Origin of the sequence: Corallococcus sp. Z5C101001, from assembly GCF_007352635.1 — a bacterium.
GTDB lineage: Bacteria > Myxococcota > Myxococcia > Myxococcales > Myxococcaceae > Corallococcus > Corallococcus silvisoli.
Genome location: NZ_VKLU01000018.1, coordinates 73,482 through 90,578, shown reverse-complemented (window position 1 = coordinate 90,578; position 17,097 = coordinate 73,482). Strand labels below are relative to the sequence as shown.

15 protein-coding genes are annotated in these 17,097 nt (G+C 71.9%); 10 read left to right on the top strand and 5 right to left on the bottom strand.

Going from position 1 to position 17,097, the window contains the following annotated elements:
• The first annotated feature begins 122 nt into the window (after positions 1-122).
• The 3 genes from FOF48_RS32605 (at position 123) to FOF48_RS32595 (ending at position 3,281) form a co-directional block, all read left to right on the top strand.
• The gene (locus FOF48_RS32605; protein WP_143908226.1) at positions 123-1,727 is read left to right on the top strand and encodes a serine/threonine-protein kinase; all 1,605 of its coding nucleotides are present in this window, start codon (positions 123-125) and stop codon (positions 1,725-1,727) included.
• Positions 1,728-1,801: 74 nt separating this feature from the next.
• Positions 1,802-2,656 carry a RimK family alpha-L-glutamate ligase gene (locus FOF48_RS32600; RefSeq protein WP_143908224.1) on the top strand — a complete coding sequence of 285 codons (855 nt, stop codon included), beginning with the start codon at positions 1,802-1,804 and terminating at the stop codon, positions 2,654-2,656.
• Positions 2,657-2,744: 88 nt separating this feature from the next.
• Positions 2,745-3,281 carry an FHA domain-containing protein gene (locus FOF48_RS32595; protein WP_143908222.1) on the top strand — a complete coding sequence of 179 codons (537 nt, stop codon included), beginning with the start codon at positions 2,745-2,747 and terminating at the stop codon, positions 3,279-3,281.
• 120 nt (positions 3,282-3,401) lie between these two features.
• On the opposite strand, the gene FOF48_RS32590 is transcribed toward FOF48_RS32595, so the two are convergent.
• Positions 3,402-4,958 (bottom strand): serine/threonine-protein kinase, encoded by a 1,557-nt coding sequence (locus tag FOF48_RS32590; protein WP_143908220.1) that lies wholly within the window; start codon positions 4,956-4,958, stop codon positions 3,402-3,404.
• A gap of 403 nt (positions 4,959-5,361) precedes the next feature.
• Here FOF48_RS32590 and FOF48_RS32585 point away from each other — a divergent pair, with 403 nt between their 5' ends.
• The 3 genes from FOF48_RS32585 to FOF48_RS32575 all read left to right on the top strand — a co-directional run bounded on the left by FOF48_RS32585 (position 5,362) and on the right by FOF48_RS32575 (position 8,387).
• Positions 5,362-5,799, top strand: coding sequence for a host attachment protein (locus FOF48_RS32585; protein ID WP_143908218.1), 438 nt, complete (start codon positions 5,362-5,364; stop codon positions 5,797-5,799).
• A gap of 73 nt (positions 5,800-5,872) precedes the next feature.
• Positions 5,873-7,765 (top strand): methyl-accepting chemotaxis protein, encoded by a 1,893-nt coding sequence (locus FOF48_RS32580; protein WP_143908216.1) that lies wholly within the window; start codon positions 5,873-5,875, stop codon positions 7,763-7,765.
• A gap of 13 nt (positions 7,766-7,778) precedes the next feature.
• Complete coding sequence (locus FOF48_RS32575) at positions 7,779-8,387, top strand: HAD family phosphatase (protein WP_143908214.1); 609 nt, start codon at positions 7,779-7,781, stop codon at positions 8,385-8,387.
• Positions 8,388-8,391: 4 nt separating this feature from the next.
• Here the strand turns inward: FOF48_RS32575 and FOF48_RS32570 are convergent, their stop codons facing one another.
• Positions 8,392-9,042, bottom strand: coding sequence for a glutathione S-transferase family protein (locus FOF48_RS32570; protein WP_143908212.1), 651 nt, complete (start codon positions 9,040-9,042; stop codon positions 8,392-8,394).
• Between the two features lie 38 nt (positions 9,043-9,080).
• Positions 9,081-9,692, bottom strand: a complete 612-nt coding sequence (locus tag FOF48_RS32565) for an adenylate/guanylate cyclase domain-containing protein (RefSeq protein ID WP_143908210.1) — start codon at positions 9,690-9,692, stop codon at positions 9,081-9,083.
• Positions 9,693-10,027: 335 nt separating this feature from the next.
• Between FOF48_RS32565 and FOF48_RS32560 the strand changes: the two genes are divergently transcribed.
• Positions 10,028-10,849: a hypothetical protein gene (locus FOF48_RS32560; protein ID WP_143908208.1), complete on the top strand. Its 822-nt coding sequence runs from the start codon at positions 10,028-10,030 to the stop codon at positions 10,847-10,849.
• Positions 10,846-11,739 (top strand): hypothetical protein, encoded by an 894-nt coding sequence (locus FOF48_RS32555; RefSeq protein WP_143908206.1) that lies wholly within the window; start codon positions 10,846-10,848, stop codon positions 11,737-11,739. Before FOF48_RS32560 ends, FOF48_RS32555 begins: the two co-directional genes overlap by 4 nt.
• Here the strand turns inward: FOF48_RS32555 and FOF48_RS32550 are convergent.
• The gene (locus tag FOF48_RS32550; protein WP_143908205.1) at positions 11,670-13,748 is read right to left on the bottom strand and encodes a S46 family peptidase; all 2,079 of its coding nucleotides are present in this window, start codon (positions 13,746-13,748) and stop codon (positions 11,670-11,672) included. The two genes, FOF48_RS32555 and FOF48_RS32550, sit on opposite strands and share 70 nt — an antisense overlap.
• Positions 13,749-13,877: 129 nt before the next feature.
• Here FOF48_RS32550 and FOF48_RS32545 point away from each other — a divergent pair, with 129 nt between their 5' ends.
• Positions 13,878-15,020: a triacylglycerol lipase gene (locus FOF48_RS32545; RefSeq protein ID WP_143908203.1), complete on the top strand. Its 1,143-nt coding sequence runs from the start codon at positions 13,878-13,880 to the stop codon at positions 15,018-15,020.
• Here FOF48_RS32545 and FOF48_RS32540 read toward each other — a convergent pair whose 3' ends face one another.
• On the bottom strand, positions 15,021-15,512 hold the full coding sequence (locus tag FOF48_RS32540; RefSeq protein WP_143908201.1) for a DUF4442 domain-containing protein: 492 nt from the start codon (positions 15,510-15,512) through the stop codon (positions 15,021-15,023).
• A gap of 79 nt (positions 15,513-15,591) precedes the next feature.
• Here FOF48_RS32540 and FOF48_RS32535 point away from each other — a divergent pair, with 79 nt between their 5' ends.
• Positions 15,592-16,962, top strand: a complete 1,371-nt coding sequence (locus tag FOF48_RS32535) for an FAD-dependent oxidoreductase (protein WP_143908199.1) — start codon at positions 15,592-15,594, stop codon at positions 16,960-16,962.
• Positions 16,963-17,097: the final 135 nt, after the last annotated feature.

The following is a 17,097-nucleotide window of genomic DNA, read 5'->3' as shown; positions in this document are numbered from 1 at the left end:
GAAGTCCACTCCGTGGAGCCCCAAAGGCCTCCCGTGTGCCGGAAGGTGTGGTAGGAGCACACCCAACGTGTGGGGGAGCCAGCGGATGACGCGGCCGCCCACGTTCTAGAGTAGGGGGGAACATGATTACCCGGAATCCATCCAGCGCCGTGTCGCGCTTCCTGGACACGCACCTGCGCCGCGACGCCCAGGCGCGAGAGCTGTCGGTGGCGCGCTTCATGAGCCTGCTGTCCGGCCTCTGCGTGGTGGTGGCGGCGGCGCTGGGCCCGTCGATGGGCTGGGATCTGACGTTGGCGCTGATGGGCCTCGCGGCGGTGCTGGCGGGCTACTACGCGTGCATGTGGTGGGTGCTGCGCTCGGGCGCGTTCCACCCAGCCATCCCGTGGCTCAACGTCTTCATCGAGGTGAGCATCCCCGCGGTGGTGCTCACGTTCGACCTGCGCTACCAGGGCCCCGTCTACGCCCTCACGGCGCCCACGCTGGTCATCTGGGGCACGCTGGTGACGCTGGCGGGCCTGCGCAGCAACCCGCGGCTGGGGCTGGCGGCGGGCGCGCTGGTGGCGGCGGAGTACCTGGCGCTCTACTTCGGCTTCGTGCGGCCGCTGCTGCCGGAGCAGCCGCTCATCACGCTGGCGCCGCTGTTCATCTGCGTGCGCGCGTTCTTCTTCGTGGCCACCGGGGCGCTGACGGCGACGCTGGCGCGGCACTTCCTGGAGCGCACGCGGAGCGCGCTCGCGGCGCTGCGCGAGCAGGAGGTGATGGGCAAGTACGTGCTGCACGAGCGGCTGGGCGCGGGCGGCATGGCGGAGGTGTACCGGGCCACGTACTCGCCGGAGGGCGGCTTCGAGAAGCAGGTCGCCTTGAAGCGCATCCTGCCGTCGTTCGCGGATGACGCGGCCTTCGTGACCCTGTTCCGCCGCGAGGCGGAGCTGTGCTCGTCGCTGTACCACCCCAACATCGTCCAGGTGTTCGACCTGGGCCGTCACGGTGGCACCTACTTCCTGGCGATGGAGTACGTGGATGGCCTGCCGCTCAGCGGCGTGCTCAAGCCGCAGGGACGCAAGCCGCTGCCCCTGTCCGCCGCGACGTTCCTGGCCGCGGAGCTGGCGTCCGCGCTGGACTACCTTCACCGTCGCACGAGCGCGGACGGAGAGCCGCTGCGGCTGGTCCACCGGGACCTCAACCCGCCCAACATCCTGGTGTCGCGCATTGGCGAGGTGAAGCTGTCGGACTTCGGCATCGCGCGCGACGCGGCCCGCGCCCACCTCACCGTGGCCGGCAGCGTGCGCGGGAAGCTGGGCTACATGGCGCCCGAGCAGGCCATGGGCCAGGACATCGACGGTCGCGCGGACCTCTTCGCGTTGGGGCTCACGCTGCACGAGGCCCTCACGGGGCGGCGCACGCTGAGCGGCGACTCGGAGGAGATGCTGCTGCGCGCGGCGGTGGACCAGGAGGTCGTCCCGCCCTCGCGGCTCAACCCCGCGGTGCCGCTGGCCCTGGACATGATCGTCATGTCGCTCCTTCAGAAGGACCCGCAGCGGCGCACGCCCAACGGCGCGGCGCTGCGCCAGCAGTTGCTGGCGCTGGAGGGTCCCGCGGCCCCCTTCCCGCATGGACAGGCGGAGCTGGGGCGCGTGGCGCGCGAGGCGAAGGAGCTGGCGCGGCAGCTCTTGCAGGAGACCGACGAGACGGTCGTCCGCAACGTGCCAGCGGTGCGCTCGGCCTGACGAGCGTGGGCGCTGCGCGGAGCGGCGGGGCGCGCTAGAACGCGAGGCGTTCTTCCTCCGCCTGGAGCCTTCGCTTGGACATCGCCATCGTCACCTACGCAGGGATGCCGCAGCTGTATCCACTGGACGCGCCGCTGGTGCCCGCGCTGCGGGCGCTGGGCATGAACGCGCAGCCGGTCATCTGGGACGACCCGTCCGTGGACTGGAGCCGCTTTGGCGCGGCGGTGGTGCGCAACGCCTGGGACAGCCACCTGCGCCGGGAGGAGTTCATCGCGTGGGCGGACCGCGTGGGCGCGGTCACGCGGCTCTTCAACCCGGCGGAGGTGCTGACCTGGAACACGCACAAGGGCTACCTGAAGACGCTGGAGGCGCGAGGGCTGCCCCTGACGCCCACCGTCTGGGTGGCGCCTGGGGGCACGCTGGACGTGGCGGCGGTGGCGCGGGAGCGCGGCTGGGACGCGGTGGTGCTCAAGCCCGCGGTGGCCGCCGGTGGCCTCAAGGTCTTCATCTTCCGGCGCGAGCAGTGGCACGACGCCAGCGCGAAGGTGGCGGAGCTGGCGAAGGAAGGGGATGTGATGGTGCAGCCCTACCTCACCGCCTTCGAAACCGAGGGCGAGCGCTCCTACATCTTCTTCAACGGTGACTTCAGCCACGCGGTGCGCCGCCCGCCCACGCTCGCATCCGCGCCGCGAGGGTTCGCGGAGCCGACGGGCTTCACTCCGGACAACGCGGAGGAGCGGGAGATCGCGCACGCCGTGATGGAGGCGTCGGGGGGAAGGCGGCTGTTGTACGCGCGCGTGGACATGGCCACGGACAACGCGGGGAAGCCCCGGCTGCAGGAGGTGGAGGTGACGGAGCCCTGCCTCTTCCTGACGCTCGACGCGGGCGCACCGGAGCGGATGGCGAGGGCAGTCATCGCCCGCTTGTAGGCACGGCGCCTGGCCTTTCGACCACTCGTGGACACCCGGGTGGCCTTCAGGGCGACACGGGGACGGCGGATGGGGTTATGACAAGGCCATGCGAGCTCTGTTGCTCTCGCTGCTCATCCGGCAGCACATGGCACTCCAGGAGAAGTTCAACGCCAAGTATCCGCACCCGTGGTTGGTGTGGGAAGCGGGCGCGTGGAACGTCCCCGAGGAGCAGAACGTGGCGGCCACCCGGCTGCCGATGATGGACCTGCGCGACTGCCTGCCCGCGGGCGACGCGCTGTGCTTCGAGCTGATGGGGGTGGCGGATCGCGGCCCCCTCAAGCTGGGGCGCGCGTCGCAGAACACCTTCGTCGTCAACGACGCGACGGTCTCCCGCGAGCAGTTCGCCCTGCACCCCACCCCGGACGGCGGCTGGAAGGTGGAGCGGCTGGCGCAGTCGCGGCCGGTGACGGTGAACGGGGAGGTGCTGGAGGCCGAACAGCCCCGCGTCCTGAGGACAGGCGACGAGCTGAAGGTGGGCGACGTGCGCCTCACCTTCCACGATGCCGCGTCGTTCAACGCCCGCATCGCTCGCATCGCCGCGCAGGTGCTGGCCCAGGCTGGAACGCCACCGCCACAGCGCTGACGGTCGCTCGCCGCCAGACGCCTCACGCTGGCGGCGGCCCAGCCGGCGCGCCCCTACCGCACCACGGTGCCGAGCGTCGTGTCCCCAGGGCCGTGGCCATTCACACGGCGCCCCTCGCGCTCACTGCGACGCGAACGGATCATTGACCGCACCCCGACTTCCGCCCTTGCGGCCCGTGCCACGGGTCGGCGCACGGCGCGGTCCCGGGCTCGCCTTCACGAGCGGCACGGTCAGCTCCGCAACGAAGGCATCCTGCTTCAGCTCCACCGGACGCTCCAACGGCGCGTAGCCGGCCAACTCCACGCGCAATCGCGGCGGCACCTCCTGCCGGCTCAGCGCCTTCATCAGCGGCGTGACGCCCAGCTCCTCGCCCGTATCCACGCGGACCACCTTCGCGCCCGGTGGAGACGAGTGCACCGTCAGCGTCACCGCGTCGGCCGCGCCCATCCGCGGCGCGTCGACCGCGCCCATCCGTGGCGCGACGGCCGGGGCCGGAGCCACCGCGACGGACGCCGGCAGCGCCTTGGGCTCGGGCGCGGGCTCGGGCGCGCGCATCGAATGCAGGCCCGTCCACGTGGTGATGCCGGACACCAGCGCGAGCGCCGTCAGCCCCACCACCACCTGGAGCCGCCGGTCGCGCAAGACGCCGGGCACCCGCATGCGCAGGGTGGGCCGCTCCGCCTCCTCCAGGACCTCCGTGCGCGGCGCCTCCCGGGGCTGGGTGGGCATCAGCAGGAGCGACGTGGTGACCTCCGCCAGCTGCTGCGGCCGAGCCTCCGGCTCCTTCGCCAGGCAGCGCATCACCAGCGCCGCCAGCTCCTCCGGGAGCGGCTCGCCCGACGGCAGGTGCGAGGGCAGGGGCGGCGGAGGCTGGGTGATGATCTGCACCACCAGCTGCCCGAACGCCGCGGCCTGGAAGGGCGGGTGGCCGGAGAGCATCTCGTAGAGGATGTTGCCCACCGCGTAGATGTCCGCGCGGGCGTCCACCGGCAGCCCCGCGGCCTGCTCCGGCGCCATGTACGCGGGCGTGCCGACGATGGTGCCATCCAGCGTGCCGGTGAGGTTCACGCCCGTCTGCGTGGTGATGAGCTTGGCGACGCCGAAGTCCAGCACCTTCACGAAGTCCTGCTGTCCGGAGCGCTGGCTGATGAAGAGGTTGTCCGGCTTGATGTCCCGGTGCACCACGCCCACCTGATGGGCCGCGCCCAGCGCCGCGCACACCTGCACGCCCATGCGCTGCACCCGCGCGAGCGTCAGCCCCTCCTCCTTCAAGAGCGCGGCCAGGCTCTGCCCGCGCAAGAGCTCCATCACGCAGTAGACGTATCCGTCAGGGGACGCGTCCACGAAGTCGAAGATCTCCACGATGTGCTCGTGGTTGATCTGATTGACGGTGCGCGCCTCCTGGAAGAAGCGCTGCACGAACGAGCTGTCCCGCGCGTGCTCCGGCCGCAGCACCTTGAGCGCCACCTGCCGGCCCAGCCGCACGTGCCGCGCCTGGAACACCCGCCCCATGGAGCCTTCGCCCAGCAGCCGCTCGAGCTGGTAGTTCCCCAGCACCGCGCCCTCCTGGACCTCCAGCCCGGGCGGCGTCATCACGGCCGGGGTCCCGCCCCCGTCGGTCACGGCGCCTCCGGATTCGGACAGGACTGTGTGCGCGAGGAGATCGTCGGTGACCATGGAGAAATCAGGTCTCCATGGCGAGGCGCCCCTGCAACCCAAGGGAGGGCATCTATCGTGCGCGAGTGGGTAGAACTTTCGGCACGTGACGATTCACCCGCCCCGCGCCGCGTGGACAGGTGGCGTATGCGACAACCGCGCACCCCGGCTCCACGGACATTGAAATACGTCTCCATACAGCGCACTCCCGTCCTCTCCCCGGCCCAGGATGGTCGCTGCTCGGATGCGGTTGGTCAACGTGGGCGGAGGTCGTCACGCCCTCGGGGACGAGCGGAGTGTTCCCGGCGCACATCGAGCGGCGGCCGGGCTGCCTGGCCTCCGCGCGGCGGGGAGATGACTCGGTGGGGGAAGCTTGCCGAGGACCGGGGGGCTCCGCATCCCTCAAGAACAAGGAGGCGTGAAGATGGCGGACAAGAGGCTCTGGATCCTGGTGGCCAACGCGAGTCGCGCCCGGCTCTTCGCCACGGATGCGAAGGCGGAGAAGTGGGACCTCATCGAGCAGTTCCAGCATGACGAGAGCCGGACCAAGCCCGTCGATCTCTTCAATCAGGCGGACAACCCCAACGCGGGCACGCTGCACGGCCCGGTGCCGGAGAACGACCCCAACGGCCGGAGGGAGCTGGAGCACGAGCGCTTCGCCCGGGAGCTGTCCGGGCACCTGGACCGGGGCGTGGACTCGCACGCGTTCGACCAGCTGGTCATCGCGGCGCCACCGGCGTTCCTGGGCATGCTGCGGGGGCGGCTCAGCACGCGCGTGAGGCAGCGGGTGCGGCTGGACCTGGACGCGGACTACTCGAACCTGCCAGCGAGGGACCTGCCCGACCGCGTCCCGCTGCTCTAGGCAGGCGGCCGGGCGAGGGGTTCGGGGCCCGGGTCTGGTATAGACCTGGGTACCTTCTTCGCGCTGGCGTGCCATGTCTCCATCCTCCTTGAGCTCCCTGACACTGCGTGGGCGGCTGCTGCTGTACATGACCCTGGTGTCGTGCGTGCCGCTCCTGACGCTCACCGGGTTGCAGGACGCGTTGATGCGCCAGCAGACGGAGGCGCAGATCGAGTCCTCGCTGCGCATGGAGGCGGAGGGCTTCAAGGACCTGCTGGAGTCCACCCTGGCGGAGCGCGAGTCGAGCGCGCACAGCTGGGCGGAGGACCCGGTGCTCCGGGGCGCGCTGCGCACGAAGGACGCGGCCGCGAGCGACGCGATGCTGGCGCTGCTCCAGCGGCGCTACCTCACCCTCAACGGCATCGTGCTCTTCAACGACTCGGGCGGGGTGGTCTCCGCGAGCGCGCCCGCGCTGCGCGACGCGTACGCGAAGGGCGCGGAGGCGGTGCGCCAGGCCGCGTGGTTCCGCGAGGCCCAGACCGGCCGCACCACGGCGGAAGGCGTGGAGGCGGAGGACCCCATCTTCAGCGTGCACGTGCTGCCCCTGGCGGTGCCGGTGATGGACGAGCAGGGCCAGCGCCTGGGCGTGCTGCTCGCCGCGTTCGACTGGGGCCAGGTGAAGGAGCTGGTGAAGCCCGCGCTCGCCCGGGCCCAGCAGCGCGGACACCGCAGCTTCTCCCTGGAGGTGCGGGGCGCGGACGGCCGGACGCTGTTCAACTCCGGCAAGGGCGCGCGCGACGACGCGGGCCGCGTGTCCGTGGTGGCGGTGGATGGCCTGGACGTGCGCGACGTGGGGGACGGCTGGAAGTTCATCGCCCAGGTGGACCCGGAGGAGGCCTACGCGCCCCTCAACCAGACGCGCCGGCTGGTGCTGGGACTCGCGGCCCTCTTCGTGGCGGCGGTGGGCCTGGGCTCGTGGGTGATGGCGCGCGGCATCACCCGGCCCCTGCGCGCGCTGAGCGAGGTGGTCCGCCGCGTCGTGAAGGAAGGCGACCTCACGCAGGTGATGGAGGTGAAGGCGGGGCGGGACGAGGTGGGGGAGCTGACGCAGGCCTTCGGGCAGATGATGAAGAACCTGCACGAGACGGCCACCAGCCTCCAGCAGGGCACGCGCGTGCTCAGCGAAACCGTGGCGGAGCTCAACCTGGCCTCCGAGGTCCAGGAGCGCAACGTGGCCCGGCAGGCCGCGGCGCTCCAGGAGACGCAGGTGACGGCGCAGGAGATCAAGCAGACGTCGCTCCTGGCCGCGGAGAAGGCGGAGACGGTGCTGGGCGTGGCGGCGCGCGCGGAGGAGGTGGGCCGCGCGGGCGAGGTCGCCATCCGCGACAGCCTGGGGGGCTTCCAGGGCCTGCATGAACAGTCCGGAGAGATGGCCATGCGCATCGTGCAGCTCAACGAGCGCACGCAGCAGATTGGCGGCATCACCCAGACGGTGAAGGACCTGGCGGACCAGTCCAACATGCTCGCGCTCAACGCGGCCATCGAAGCGGTGCGCTCCGGCGAGCACGGCAAGGGCTTCAGCGTGGTGGCGCGGGAGATCCGCAACCTGGCGGACCAGTCCATCCAGGCCACGGAGAAGGTGCGCGACATCCTGGGAGACCTGGGCCACGCCATCATCTCCACGGCGAAGATGACCGAGCAGAGCCACTCCAGCGTCGCGGAGGGCCTGGAGCAGGTGCGCACCAGCGGCGATCACCTGAAGGAGCTGGCCACCATCGTCCAGGACAACGCCGCGGCGGCGCGGCAGATCGCCGGCGCGGTGAACCAGCAGAACGCGGGCATCGCGCAGATCTTCAGCGCGGTGACGGACCTGTCCTCGATGATGGCGGAGACGCAGGCGAGCCTGAGGTCCACCACCGGCGCGGCGAAGCGGCTGCAGGAAGTCGCGGGCCAGATGGAAGGCGTCGCGCGGTCCTACCGCATCTGACCTGGAGCGCACCGTGGCCGCCGTCCCCGCCGTGAAGGCCGTGCTGCTGGACCTGGGCAACGTGCTGGTGTTCCACGACAACGCCCTGCTCTTCGCGCGGCTCGCGGCGCGGGCCGGGCTGGAGCCCCCGGAGGCGGCGCGGCGGCTCACCGGCGCCGGGTGGACCGCGGCGAACCGGGGCCTGCTGGACGCGGAGGGCATCCGCCGGGACGTGTGCGGCGCGCTGGGCGTGGACCTGCCGATGGAGGAGTTCGCGCCCTTGTGGAGCAGCCACTTCACGGTGCACGACGCCGTGCTGCCGCGCGTGGAGGGGCTCCAGGGCCGGGTAAAGCGGGTGCTGGTGTCCAACACCAACGCGCTGCACGTGGCGTACGTGAAGCCGCTCCTCCCGCTGCTCCAGCGCTTCGACGCGCTCGTGCTCAGCTGCGAGGTGGGGCACGTGAAGCCGGAGCCCGCCATCTACCGGCTCGCGCTGGAGAAGGCGGGCTGCGCTCCGGAGGAGGCCGCCTTCTTCGACGACCTGCCGGAGTTCGTGGACGCGGCCCGGGCGCTGGGGCTGCGCGGGTTCGTCTTCACGGACGCGCCCGCGTTCGACGCGCAGCTGAAGTCGCTGGGGCTGTGAGCGGCTAGCGGTAGCGGGCCAGGGGCGGCTCGCCCTGGGCGGCCTCCGTCCACTTGAGCATCGCGGGCAGGCCGAGCACCGCGTCGCGGTACGCGGCGATCTCCGGGCGGAACGGCACGCCGTAGGTGACGAAGCGCGTGACGACGGGCGCGTAGAACGCATCCGCGATGGAGAAGGTGCCGAAGAGGAAGGGCCCGCCCTTGCCGTGGCGTTCGCGGCAGCCCATCCACAGCGCCTGGATGCGCGCGATGTCCCCGTGCACGCCCGGCGCGTCCAGCCCCGGCACCGACTTGCGCGCGGTGATGTCCATGGGGAGGTTCGTGCGCAGCGCCTGGAAGCCCGCGTGCATCTCCGCCGTCATGGAGCGCGCCACCGCCCGCGCCGCGCGGTCCTCCGGCCACAGCTTCGCGGCGGGGAAGGCTTCCGCCAGGTACTCACAGATGGCCAGCGAATCCCAGACCACCGTGTCGCCGTGCTTGAGCACCGGCACGCGCCCGCTGGGCGAGTGCAACGCGATGAGCGCCGCCGTCTCCGGCGTGTCCAGCGGCACCAGCACCTCGGTGAACGGCTGGCCGGTGTGCGCCAGGGCCAGGTAGGGGCGCAGCGACCAGGAGGAGAAGTTCTTGGAACCAACGACCAGGGTGAGTTCGGACATGGCGCGGCACCATACCGCCGCGCGCCCGTCCGTCAGCCTCAACCGTCCACGGGCACGCGCTTACGGCCCAGCAGTGAACGCACGCGCGACAGGAGCGCCCCCTCGCCGCGCTCCTCCGCCGGCGCGTCGATGCGGAACACCGCCACCGGCAGCCGGATGTTCTTCAATTCGTTGCGCCCCAGGCGAACGGGCGGCGCCTTCAGCCGGCCCTCCACCTGCGCCGCCACCGTCTCGCTGACGTAGACGGTGCCCGGCCGGGCCAGGGACTCGATGCGGGCCGCCAGGTTGACGCCCTCGCCGAACACGTCGCCGTCGCGGTGCACCACCATGCCCAGGTGCGCGCCGGCGCGAACGGAGATCCGGCGCTCGGTGGGCACGCCGCGGTTGCGCGCGTCCACGGCCGAGCGCCACTCCAGCGCGAACGACACCGCGGGCAGGCTTGACTCGAACTCCAGGAGGAAGCCGCCCTCCTCCATCCGCTTCACCTCGCGGCCTCCGTGGCGCGACAGCAGGCCGCGCACGAGCAGCCCGTGCTCCTCATGCAACGCGCGTTGTAGGGACTCATCGCGCCAGCGTTGACCTGCGGGGGCCTCCATGTCCGTGAACATGATGGCCGACATCTTCCGGGGCTCCGGGGCCTCCACCACCATCGTGCATCCTCCCTCCCCCCGGCGTGAAACGACCGAGATGCTACCGCACGACGGGCACCGGCTCCCAACCACCCCGGGAAGGCGCCCGGGCGGACGCGTCCCGGGGGACGCAACCGCGCGAAGACAGAGGCGGACCCACGCCCGCGCTCCCAACGTAGCGCGCCCCTGACGCAACGCACCAACCACCCGGGAGGTTCTGGGCCGTGGGTGTCCAGCACCCGACGCGTCGGGGAGGGAGGCGTCAGGTGCCCGTCAGGTGATGGGGGCGCTCCACGTCCAGCGCGGGCACGGGGGGCCCAGGGGCCATGATCCACTCAGACGAAAAGGTCCGGCAGATGGCGCGCTCGCTGCTGCCATCCAAGAACCGGGAGGCCGCGCGCTCGGCGCGAGCGCGCCTCCACCGCGCGGCCCGCCGGGAGATCCATCAAGAGCTGGCGGAGTGGTCCAAGTCCGGGGACCTGGAGGCGGACCCGCCGGCCTTCGCGCCGTGGGAGGCCCGGGAGATCCGCGACGCGGTGAACTGGCGACGTGGCGGCGACAAGGTGAACCCGTTCATCCGCTGGGCCACCGTGCGCACGCGCGGGCTGCGCCGGGAGGATCGCCTGAGCCACGTGCGCAGCCTGGTGTCCAAGGGCGTCATCGGCGAGCACGCGCTGGGCCACCTGGAGGACACGGCCGCGTTCCGGGACCCGGTCGAAGCCGCGTGGCGCAACCGCTCTTGGCTGCGCCATGGGCGGCGCCGCCGGGCGGGCCTGATGGACCGAGGAGAGCAGGCCCAGCTGCTGCGCGCGCTGCTGGAAGAGGCCGACGGTCAGCGGACCCTGAATCGCTTCCTGCGCGAGCGTCACCCGTGGCCCCGGACGCTGACCGCCCCTGCCGCCGCCCCGTGCCACCACCGCCCCCGAGCGATGCCGCCGTACCGCCCGCTGCTCGGCGCGCACGACGTGCTCCCCTTCCTGGACTCGCTGGAGCCCAACGCGCACGGCCGCTACTCCTCCGCCTGGGGCACGTTGACGCCGCCCGTGCACTGGATGCGCCTGTTCCTCCAGCGCTTCAAGGAACACCGAGGCCACATCCCCTCCGTGCGCGCCGCGCTGGAGGCGGAAGGGCTGCTGAAGCCACTGCCCCCTGAAGGCGTGAGGGCCCCCGGACGATGATCCACTCCGACGAGAAGGTCCTGCAGATGGCGCGCTCGCTGCTGCCTTCCAAGAACCGGGAGGCGGCGCGCAAGGAGCGGGCCGTCGCGAACCGCACGGCACGGCGCGAAGCCCGGCGCGAGCTGGAGACGTGGTTGCGCTACGGCGACATGGAAGCGGACGCCCCCCCGAACGCGCCCTGGAGGAAGGGAGAGATTGAGTTGATGGTGTACGGCCGGCGCGCCGCGGACAAGGTAGCGCCATTCATCCGCTGGGCCACGGCCCGCACGCGCGACATGCCCCATCAAGCCCGCGAGGGCTACGTGCGCGGAATCCTCCCCCCGGGAGTGATTGGGAGGCACGCCTGGTCCCACCTGCGGCAGGAGAACGCCTTCACGGATCCCAATGAAATCGAAGCAAGCAGGGAGCACTGGCGCTACCAGCGACTCAGGGTCCTCAAGCGGGAGCGGCGGGAGATGGCCGATGCGCTGCGGGAGCTGCTCCTCCAGCCCGAAGGGCTCGACACCCTCAACCTCTTCCTGCGCGACTGCACCGCCCTGTGGGCGTCACGGCCGTCGCGATTGGCCTGGATCCGCGGCATGCCTCCTCCGCCGCCCCGCCCGCTGTACGGACCGCATGACCTCTACCCGTTCCTGGACTCGATCAAGCTCGAGGCCCGGGGCGCGTCCTTTCTCTCCTGGGGACGGTTGGAGTCGCCCGCGTCCTGGGTGCGCCTGTTCCTCCAGCGCCTCAAGGAGCACCGGGGCCGGCTCCCCGCCCTGCGGGCCACGCTGGAGGCGGAGGGCGTGCTGACGCCCCTCCGCCCCCCATGGCCCCCGCCTCAGCGGGCCGGAGCAGCCGGCGCGACCTGGGCGCCCTTCAGCTCGTTGACCACGCGCGTGGCCCCGTAGACGTGCTCCAGCGCGGCGAGGATGCCGTCGCCGTGCACCGCCACCGCGCGGTTCGTCTCCGGCACGTAGGCATAGCGGCCCCCCAGCGACGGCAGGTTGCCGTCGAAGATGAGCCCCACCACCTGGCCGTCGCGGTTCACCACCGGCGAGCCGGAGTTGCCGCCGATGATGTCGTTGGTCGTCGCCATGTCCAGCGGCGTCCCCTCCGCCACCTTCCCCTTCGCCTTCACCCACGGCGCCGGCAGCTTGAAGGGCTCCTTGCCGGTGTCGCGCCCGTACGCGCCGCCGAACGTGGTCAGCGCCGGCACGGCCTTGCCGTTGTCATCCCAGCCCTTCACCTGCCCGTAGTTGAGCCGGAGCGTGAAGGTCGCGTCCGGTGCGCCCGCCGTCCCGTTCACCGCGAGGTACGCCTTCGCCAGCCGCTCACCGTTGCGCTTGAGCACCGCCTCCACCGTGTCCTCGTAGCGCTTGCGCGACGCGCGCGTCTCCGCGTCCACCTTGCGCGCCAGGACGATCATCGGATCCTGCGACGCGTCCACCGCGGCCTTGCCGCCCTCCAGCAGCGCCTTGCGCACCTTCACGTCGCCCAGCTTCGTGCCGCGCACCAGCGCGCGCGCCAGGTCCGCGGGCGCCTCCTTGCCCAGCACCAACCGCACGAAGGGATCATCCGCGCCCAGCGTCTCGCGCAGCTTGTTGAAGCCGAACGTCATCTCCAGCGCCTCCAGCTCCGCGGGGATGGGCACCTCGCGCAGCAGCCGCTGCTTCAGGCCCGGGAGCTGGCCGTCGGTGTACTCGCGCAGGCGCTCCGCGTTGGGCTTGGGCAGCTCCTCCGCCGCGCGCACCAGCGCCTGCGCGTGGGCGAAGAGGTCGGAGCGGAACGCGTCCCCCGCGCCCTTCATGCGGTGGTCGTTCATCATCCGGCGCCACGCGTCCAGCGCCTGCGACGTCTCCTCCCACATGCCCTGCGTGAGGGCCTTCGCCTGGGGGTTCGCCTCGATGCGCTTGCGCAGGTCCGCCTCCTCCTGCCGCTTGAGCGCGAGCACCGCGGGGTCCGCCAGCATCTCCTGCCGGCCCTTGAGGGCCTTCAGGCCGTTCTCCACGCCGCGCAGGCCGGAGCGCGCCACCCGGAAGCGCTCCGGCGAGGAGCTGGCGAACTCACGCAGCATCCCGCGCATCTCCGCCAGCTGGAGCAGCGTCTGGGGCAGCGCCACGTCGCGCTGGAACTCCAGCTCCGCCACCGTGCTCTTGCGCTCCGTGCCGCCGGGGTGGCCGGAGACGAACACCAGGTCGCCCTCCTTCGCGCCCTCCTTCGCCCACGGCAGGTAGTCCGGGCTCTTCGCGGGCGCGTCGTCCTGCCACACGCGCACGAAGGACACGTCGTAGCCGTAGCGCGGGAAGTTGAAGTTGTCCGCATCGCCACCGAAGGCGGCCATGGAGAACTCCGGCGCGAAGACGAGCCGCACGTCCTGGAAGCGGCGGTACTTGTACAGCTGGTACTTGCCGCCGTTGTAGAGCGTCACCACGTCGCAGCGCACGTCACTGCCGGTGGCGCACGCGGCCTCCACCGTGGCCGTCTCCTTCTTGAGCGCGGTGTTGAAGGCCGCGCCCGTGAGGCCCTTCGTCGCCGCGTTCATCCGCTCGGTGACGTCCGTCATCTCCACCAGCTGGTTGGCTTCAATCTTGGGACAGCGCCGCTCCTCCTTCGCGCTCTTCGCCTGGAAGCCCTTCGCGAGCAGGTCGTCCTTCGCGGTCGTCAGCTCCTCGATGCAGCTGCGCACGCAGTGGTGGTTGGTCATCACCAGGCCGTCCGGCGACACGAAGCTCGCGGAGCACCCGTTGGCCAGCCGGACGGAGCCCAGGCGCACCTTGTCCAGCCAGGCTTGGGTCGGCTCGAAGCCGTAGGCCTTCTTCACCTGGGCGGCGGGGAAGCCGTCATAGGTCCACATGCCCTCTTCCGCGGCGGCGGGGAGGGACCACAGCAGGCCAAGCGCGAGCAGTCGGCGGTACACGGAGGGTCTTCCTTCTGGGTAGGGGGAACGGGCAACCGGTTTTGTCAATGCGCCCGGGCGCGCGTCAACCGCGCGGGGCGCCGGGTATTCCAAGCCGGTCCGCGAGGCGTGGGGTATGCTGGTCGACCCATGTCCGCGAAGCACCATGTGTACCTCGTTCCCGGTTTCTTCGGCTTCACCAACCTGGGCGAGCTCCTCTACTTCGGCCACGCGTATGAGTTCCTGAAGAAGGACCTCGCCCGCCGGGGGGTGGACGCGGAGGTGGTGACGGTCGTCTCGCACCCCACCGCCTCCATCCGTCAGCGCACCGCGGACCTGCTCAAGGCCGTGCACGACACGGCCTCCGGGGACGACGGCCCCATCCACCTGGTGGGCCACTCCACCGGCGGGCTGGACGCCCGGCTGTTCGTCAGCCCCGGCGCGCAGGTGTCGGACGCGCTGGAGCTGGAGCCCTTCGCGCGCCGGGTGCGCAGCGTGGTGACGGTGTCCGCGCCGCACGCGGGCACGCCGCTGGCCACGTTCTTCCTGGGCCTGTTCGGCCAGCAGCTGCTGAAGCTCCTGTCGCTGTTCACCATGTACGTGCTGCGCTTCGGCCGGCTGCCCTTGAGCGTGGTGTTCCGCTTCGGGCACCTGATGGCGCGGGCGGATGATCAGCTGGGGTGGAAGGCGACGCTGTTGGATCAGCTCTTCGACCAGCTCCTGGGCGACTTCTCCAGCGAGCGGCGCGACGCGGTGGCGAAGTTCCTGGGGGACGTGGGCCACGACACGTCCCTCATCCCCCAGCTCACGCCGGAGGGCATCGACCTGTTCAACGGCGGCACCCACGACCGGCCCGGCGTGAGGTACGGCTCCGTGGTGACGCAGGCCCGGCCGCCCTCCTTCCGCACGCGGCTGGCGGCGGGCATGGACCCGTACGCGCAGCTCACCCACACCATCTACGCGTTCGTATACGCGCAGACCCAGCGGATGCCGCTCACGCAGCTGCCCCTGCACACGCCCGCGCAGACGGCGGCGCTGGTGCAGGCCTACGGCGCGATGCCCGGCCCCACCGCGTGCGACGGCATCGTGCCCACGCGCTCGCAGGTGTACGGCCGCGTGCTGACGGCCGTACGCGCGGACCACCTGGATGCCATTGGCCACTTCGACCAGCCGGCGCACCAGCCTCCGCACGTGGACTGGCTCATCTCCGGCTCCGGCTTCCGCCGCCCCCAGTTCGAGGCGATGTGGAAGACCATCGGCGACTTCCTCCTGGAAGAGGAGGCGCCGCGCTAGCTACCCGCGCTTGAACACCGCCAGGAAGCGCGCCTCCGCGACGCACTGGCCGTCGGTGCCCGACAGGCGCACCGGGATCCAGGCCTCCGCCTTGTCGCCCTTCGACGCGAGCCCGGACGCGAGCCCCGCGAGCAGCTCCTCCGGCGGTTCGCACACCGCGCTCACCGCCGACTTCGCCTTCGCGTGGAAGGCCACCTCCATGCGGTTGACCAGCATCTTGTACTGACTGGGGGGAAACCGGCGGAAGAGCATCACGCCCATCGTCAGCTCCATCACCGTCACCTGGGCGCCCAGGTACACGCTGCCCACGTGGTTCTTCGTCTTGCGGTCCAGCGGCACCGTCGCCTTCACGCGCGCGTCCGTCACCTCCTCCACGCGGTAGCCCATGGCCGCCGCCAGCGGGACGATGTTCTTCACCGCGAGCGTCGTCAGCGCGTTCGCCGCGCCCGGTGACACCCGCCGCACCTTCTCCACCAGCTCCAACGCGAACATCCGGTCCTCCACCCTTCCCGTCTGACGTCCCGCCCGCATCCTAGCCACGCGCCGCGTCCGGCATAGAGTCGGAGGCCCTATGGACCTGCGCGTGGACGTGGTCGTCATCGGCGCGGGCGTCGCGGGACTCACCGCCGCCCGGCACATCGTCCGCACCGGCGCCACCGTGGCCGTGCTGGAGGCGCGCGACCGCGTGGGCGGACGCACCCTCACCCGCGACGTGGGGGGCGGCCCCGTGGACCTGGGCGGCCAGTGGGTGGGGCCCCGGCAGCGCCACGTGCTCAAGCTCGCGGACACCCTGGGACTCCAGCGCTTCCCCCAGCACCACCAGGGCACCAAGGTGCTGGAGCTGCGCGGCGAGCGCCGCACGTACCGGGGCAAGGTGCCCGCCCTGCCCCTGCTGTCGCTGCTCGACCTGCAGCGCGTCGTCTGGAAGCTGGACGGACTGGCCAGGCGCGTCCCCCGCGAACAGCCCGCCGCCGCGCCGAAGGCCGCCGCGTGGGACGCCCTCACCCTGGAGGACTGGAAGCAGCGCCACGTGCACACGTGGGGCGCCCGCGCCGCGCTGGACATCGCCACCCGCGCGGTGTTCGCGGCGGAGCCCTCTGAACTGTCGTTCCTGGACTTCCTCTCCTACGTGCACTCCAGCGGCGGCCTCATGCCCCTGACCGAGGTCGAGGGCGGCGCCCAGGCGGAGCGCTTCGTGGACGGCGCGCAATCCCTCTCACGCCGGCTGGCGGAGGCCCTGCCCCCGGACCGCGTCTTCCTCCGTGCGCCCGTGAAGGCCGTGCTCCAGGACGCGGAGGGGGTCACCGCCATCACGGAGGACGGCCGGACCTTGCGCGCGCGCCACGCCGTGGTGGCCACTCCGCCCGCGCTCGCGGAGCGCATCGACTTCGGCGGGGACCTGCCCCCGGGCCGCCGCCTCGCGCACGCGAACATGCCCATGGGCAGCGTCATCAAGGTCGTGGCCACCTACGCCACGCCGTTCTGGCGCGAGGCGGGCCTGTCCGGCGAGGCCGTCAGCGACGTGGGCCCCGTGCGGCTGTGCTTCGACGACTGCGGCCCCGGGGGACACCACCCCGCGCTCGTGGGCTTCTTCCTGGGTGACACCGCGCGGGCGTGGACCGGCCGCCCCACGGTCGACCTCCACCGCGCCGCGCTGGCGGACTTCACGCGCTTCTTCGGCCCCCAGGCCCTGGCGCCCGTCGCCATCGCGGCGCTGGACTGGAAGCAGGAGGCGTTCAGCAGCGGCTGCTACGTGGGCCTGCCCCGCCCCGGCACCGTCACCGCCATCGGCGACGCGCTGCGGGCGCCGTTCGGCCGCGTGCACTGGGCCGGCACCGAGACGGCCATCGAGGGCCGTGGCTACCTGGACGGCGCCGTGGAGTCCGGCGAGCGCGCCGCCACGGAGGTCGTCGCCCGGCTGGCCGCTCCCGGCGCGGCATAGGCGGGCGGGACGCCCGGTCGCCTGCCCTGCGAGCCAGCCGTGCGGCCAGGCGGAGCACGCCGCGCCATGGCCAGGGACGCCGACCATCCCCACCCTGTGGGGGGCGCCGCGACGTCATGCCGACGGCCTGCCGTG

Excerpts from the sequence above, each read along its gene's own strand:
- FOF48_RS32580 (WP_143908216.1), top strand. The coding sequence starts at position 5,873 with ATGTCTCCATCCTCCTTGAGCTCCCTGACACTGCGTGGGCGGCTGCTG.
- FOF48_RS32570 (WP_143908212.1), bottom strand. The coding sequence starts at position 9,042 with ATGTCCGAACTCACCCTGGTCGTTGGTTCCAAGAACTTCTCCTCCTGG.
- FOF48_RS32585 (WP_143908218.1), top strand. The coding sequence starts at position 5,362 with ATGGCGGACAAGAGGCTCTGGATCCTGGTGGCCAACGCGAGTCGCGCC.
- FOF48_RS32555 (WP_143908206.1), top strand. The coding sequence starts at position 10,846 with ATGATCCACTCCGACGAGAAGGTCCTGCAGATGGCGCGCTCGCTGCTG.
- FOF48_RS32595 (WP_143908222.1), top strand. The coding sequence starts at position 2,745 with ATGCGAGCTCTGTTGCTCTCGCTGCTCATCCGGCAGCACATGGCACTC.
- FOF48_RS32535 (WP_143908199.1), top strand. The coding sequence starts at position 15,592 with ATGGACCTGCGCGTGGACGTGGTCGTCATCGGCGCGGGCGTCGCGGGA.
- FOF48_RS32605 (WP_143908226.1), top strand. The coding sequence starts at position 123 with ATGATTACCCGGAATCCATCCAGCGCCGTGTCGCGCTTCCTGGACACG.
- FOF48_RS32545 (WP_143908203.1), top strand. The coding sequence starts at position 13,878 with ATGTCCGCGAAGCACCATGTGTACCTCGTTCCCGGTTTCTTCGGCTTC.
- FOF48_RS32540 (WP_143908201.1), bottom strand. The coding sequence starts at position 15,512 with ATGTTCGCGTTGGAGCTGGTGGAGAAGGTGCGGCGGGTGTCACCGGGC.
- FOF48_RS32590 (WP_143908220.1), bottom strand. The coding sequence starts at position 4,958 with ATGGTCACCGACGATCTCCTCGCGCACACAGTCCTGTCCGAATCCGGA.
- FOF48_RS32560 (WP_143908208.1), top strand. The coding sequence starts at position 10,028 with ATGGCGCGCTCGCTGCTGCCATCCAAGAACCGGGAGGCCGCGCGCTCG.
- FOF48_RS32565 (WP_143908210.1), bottom strand. The coding sequence starts at position 9,692 with ATGGTGGTGGAGGCCCCGGAGCCCCGGAAGATGTCGGCCATCATGTTC.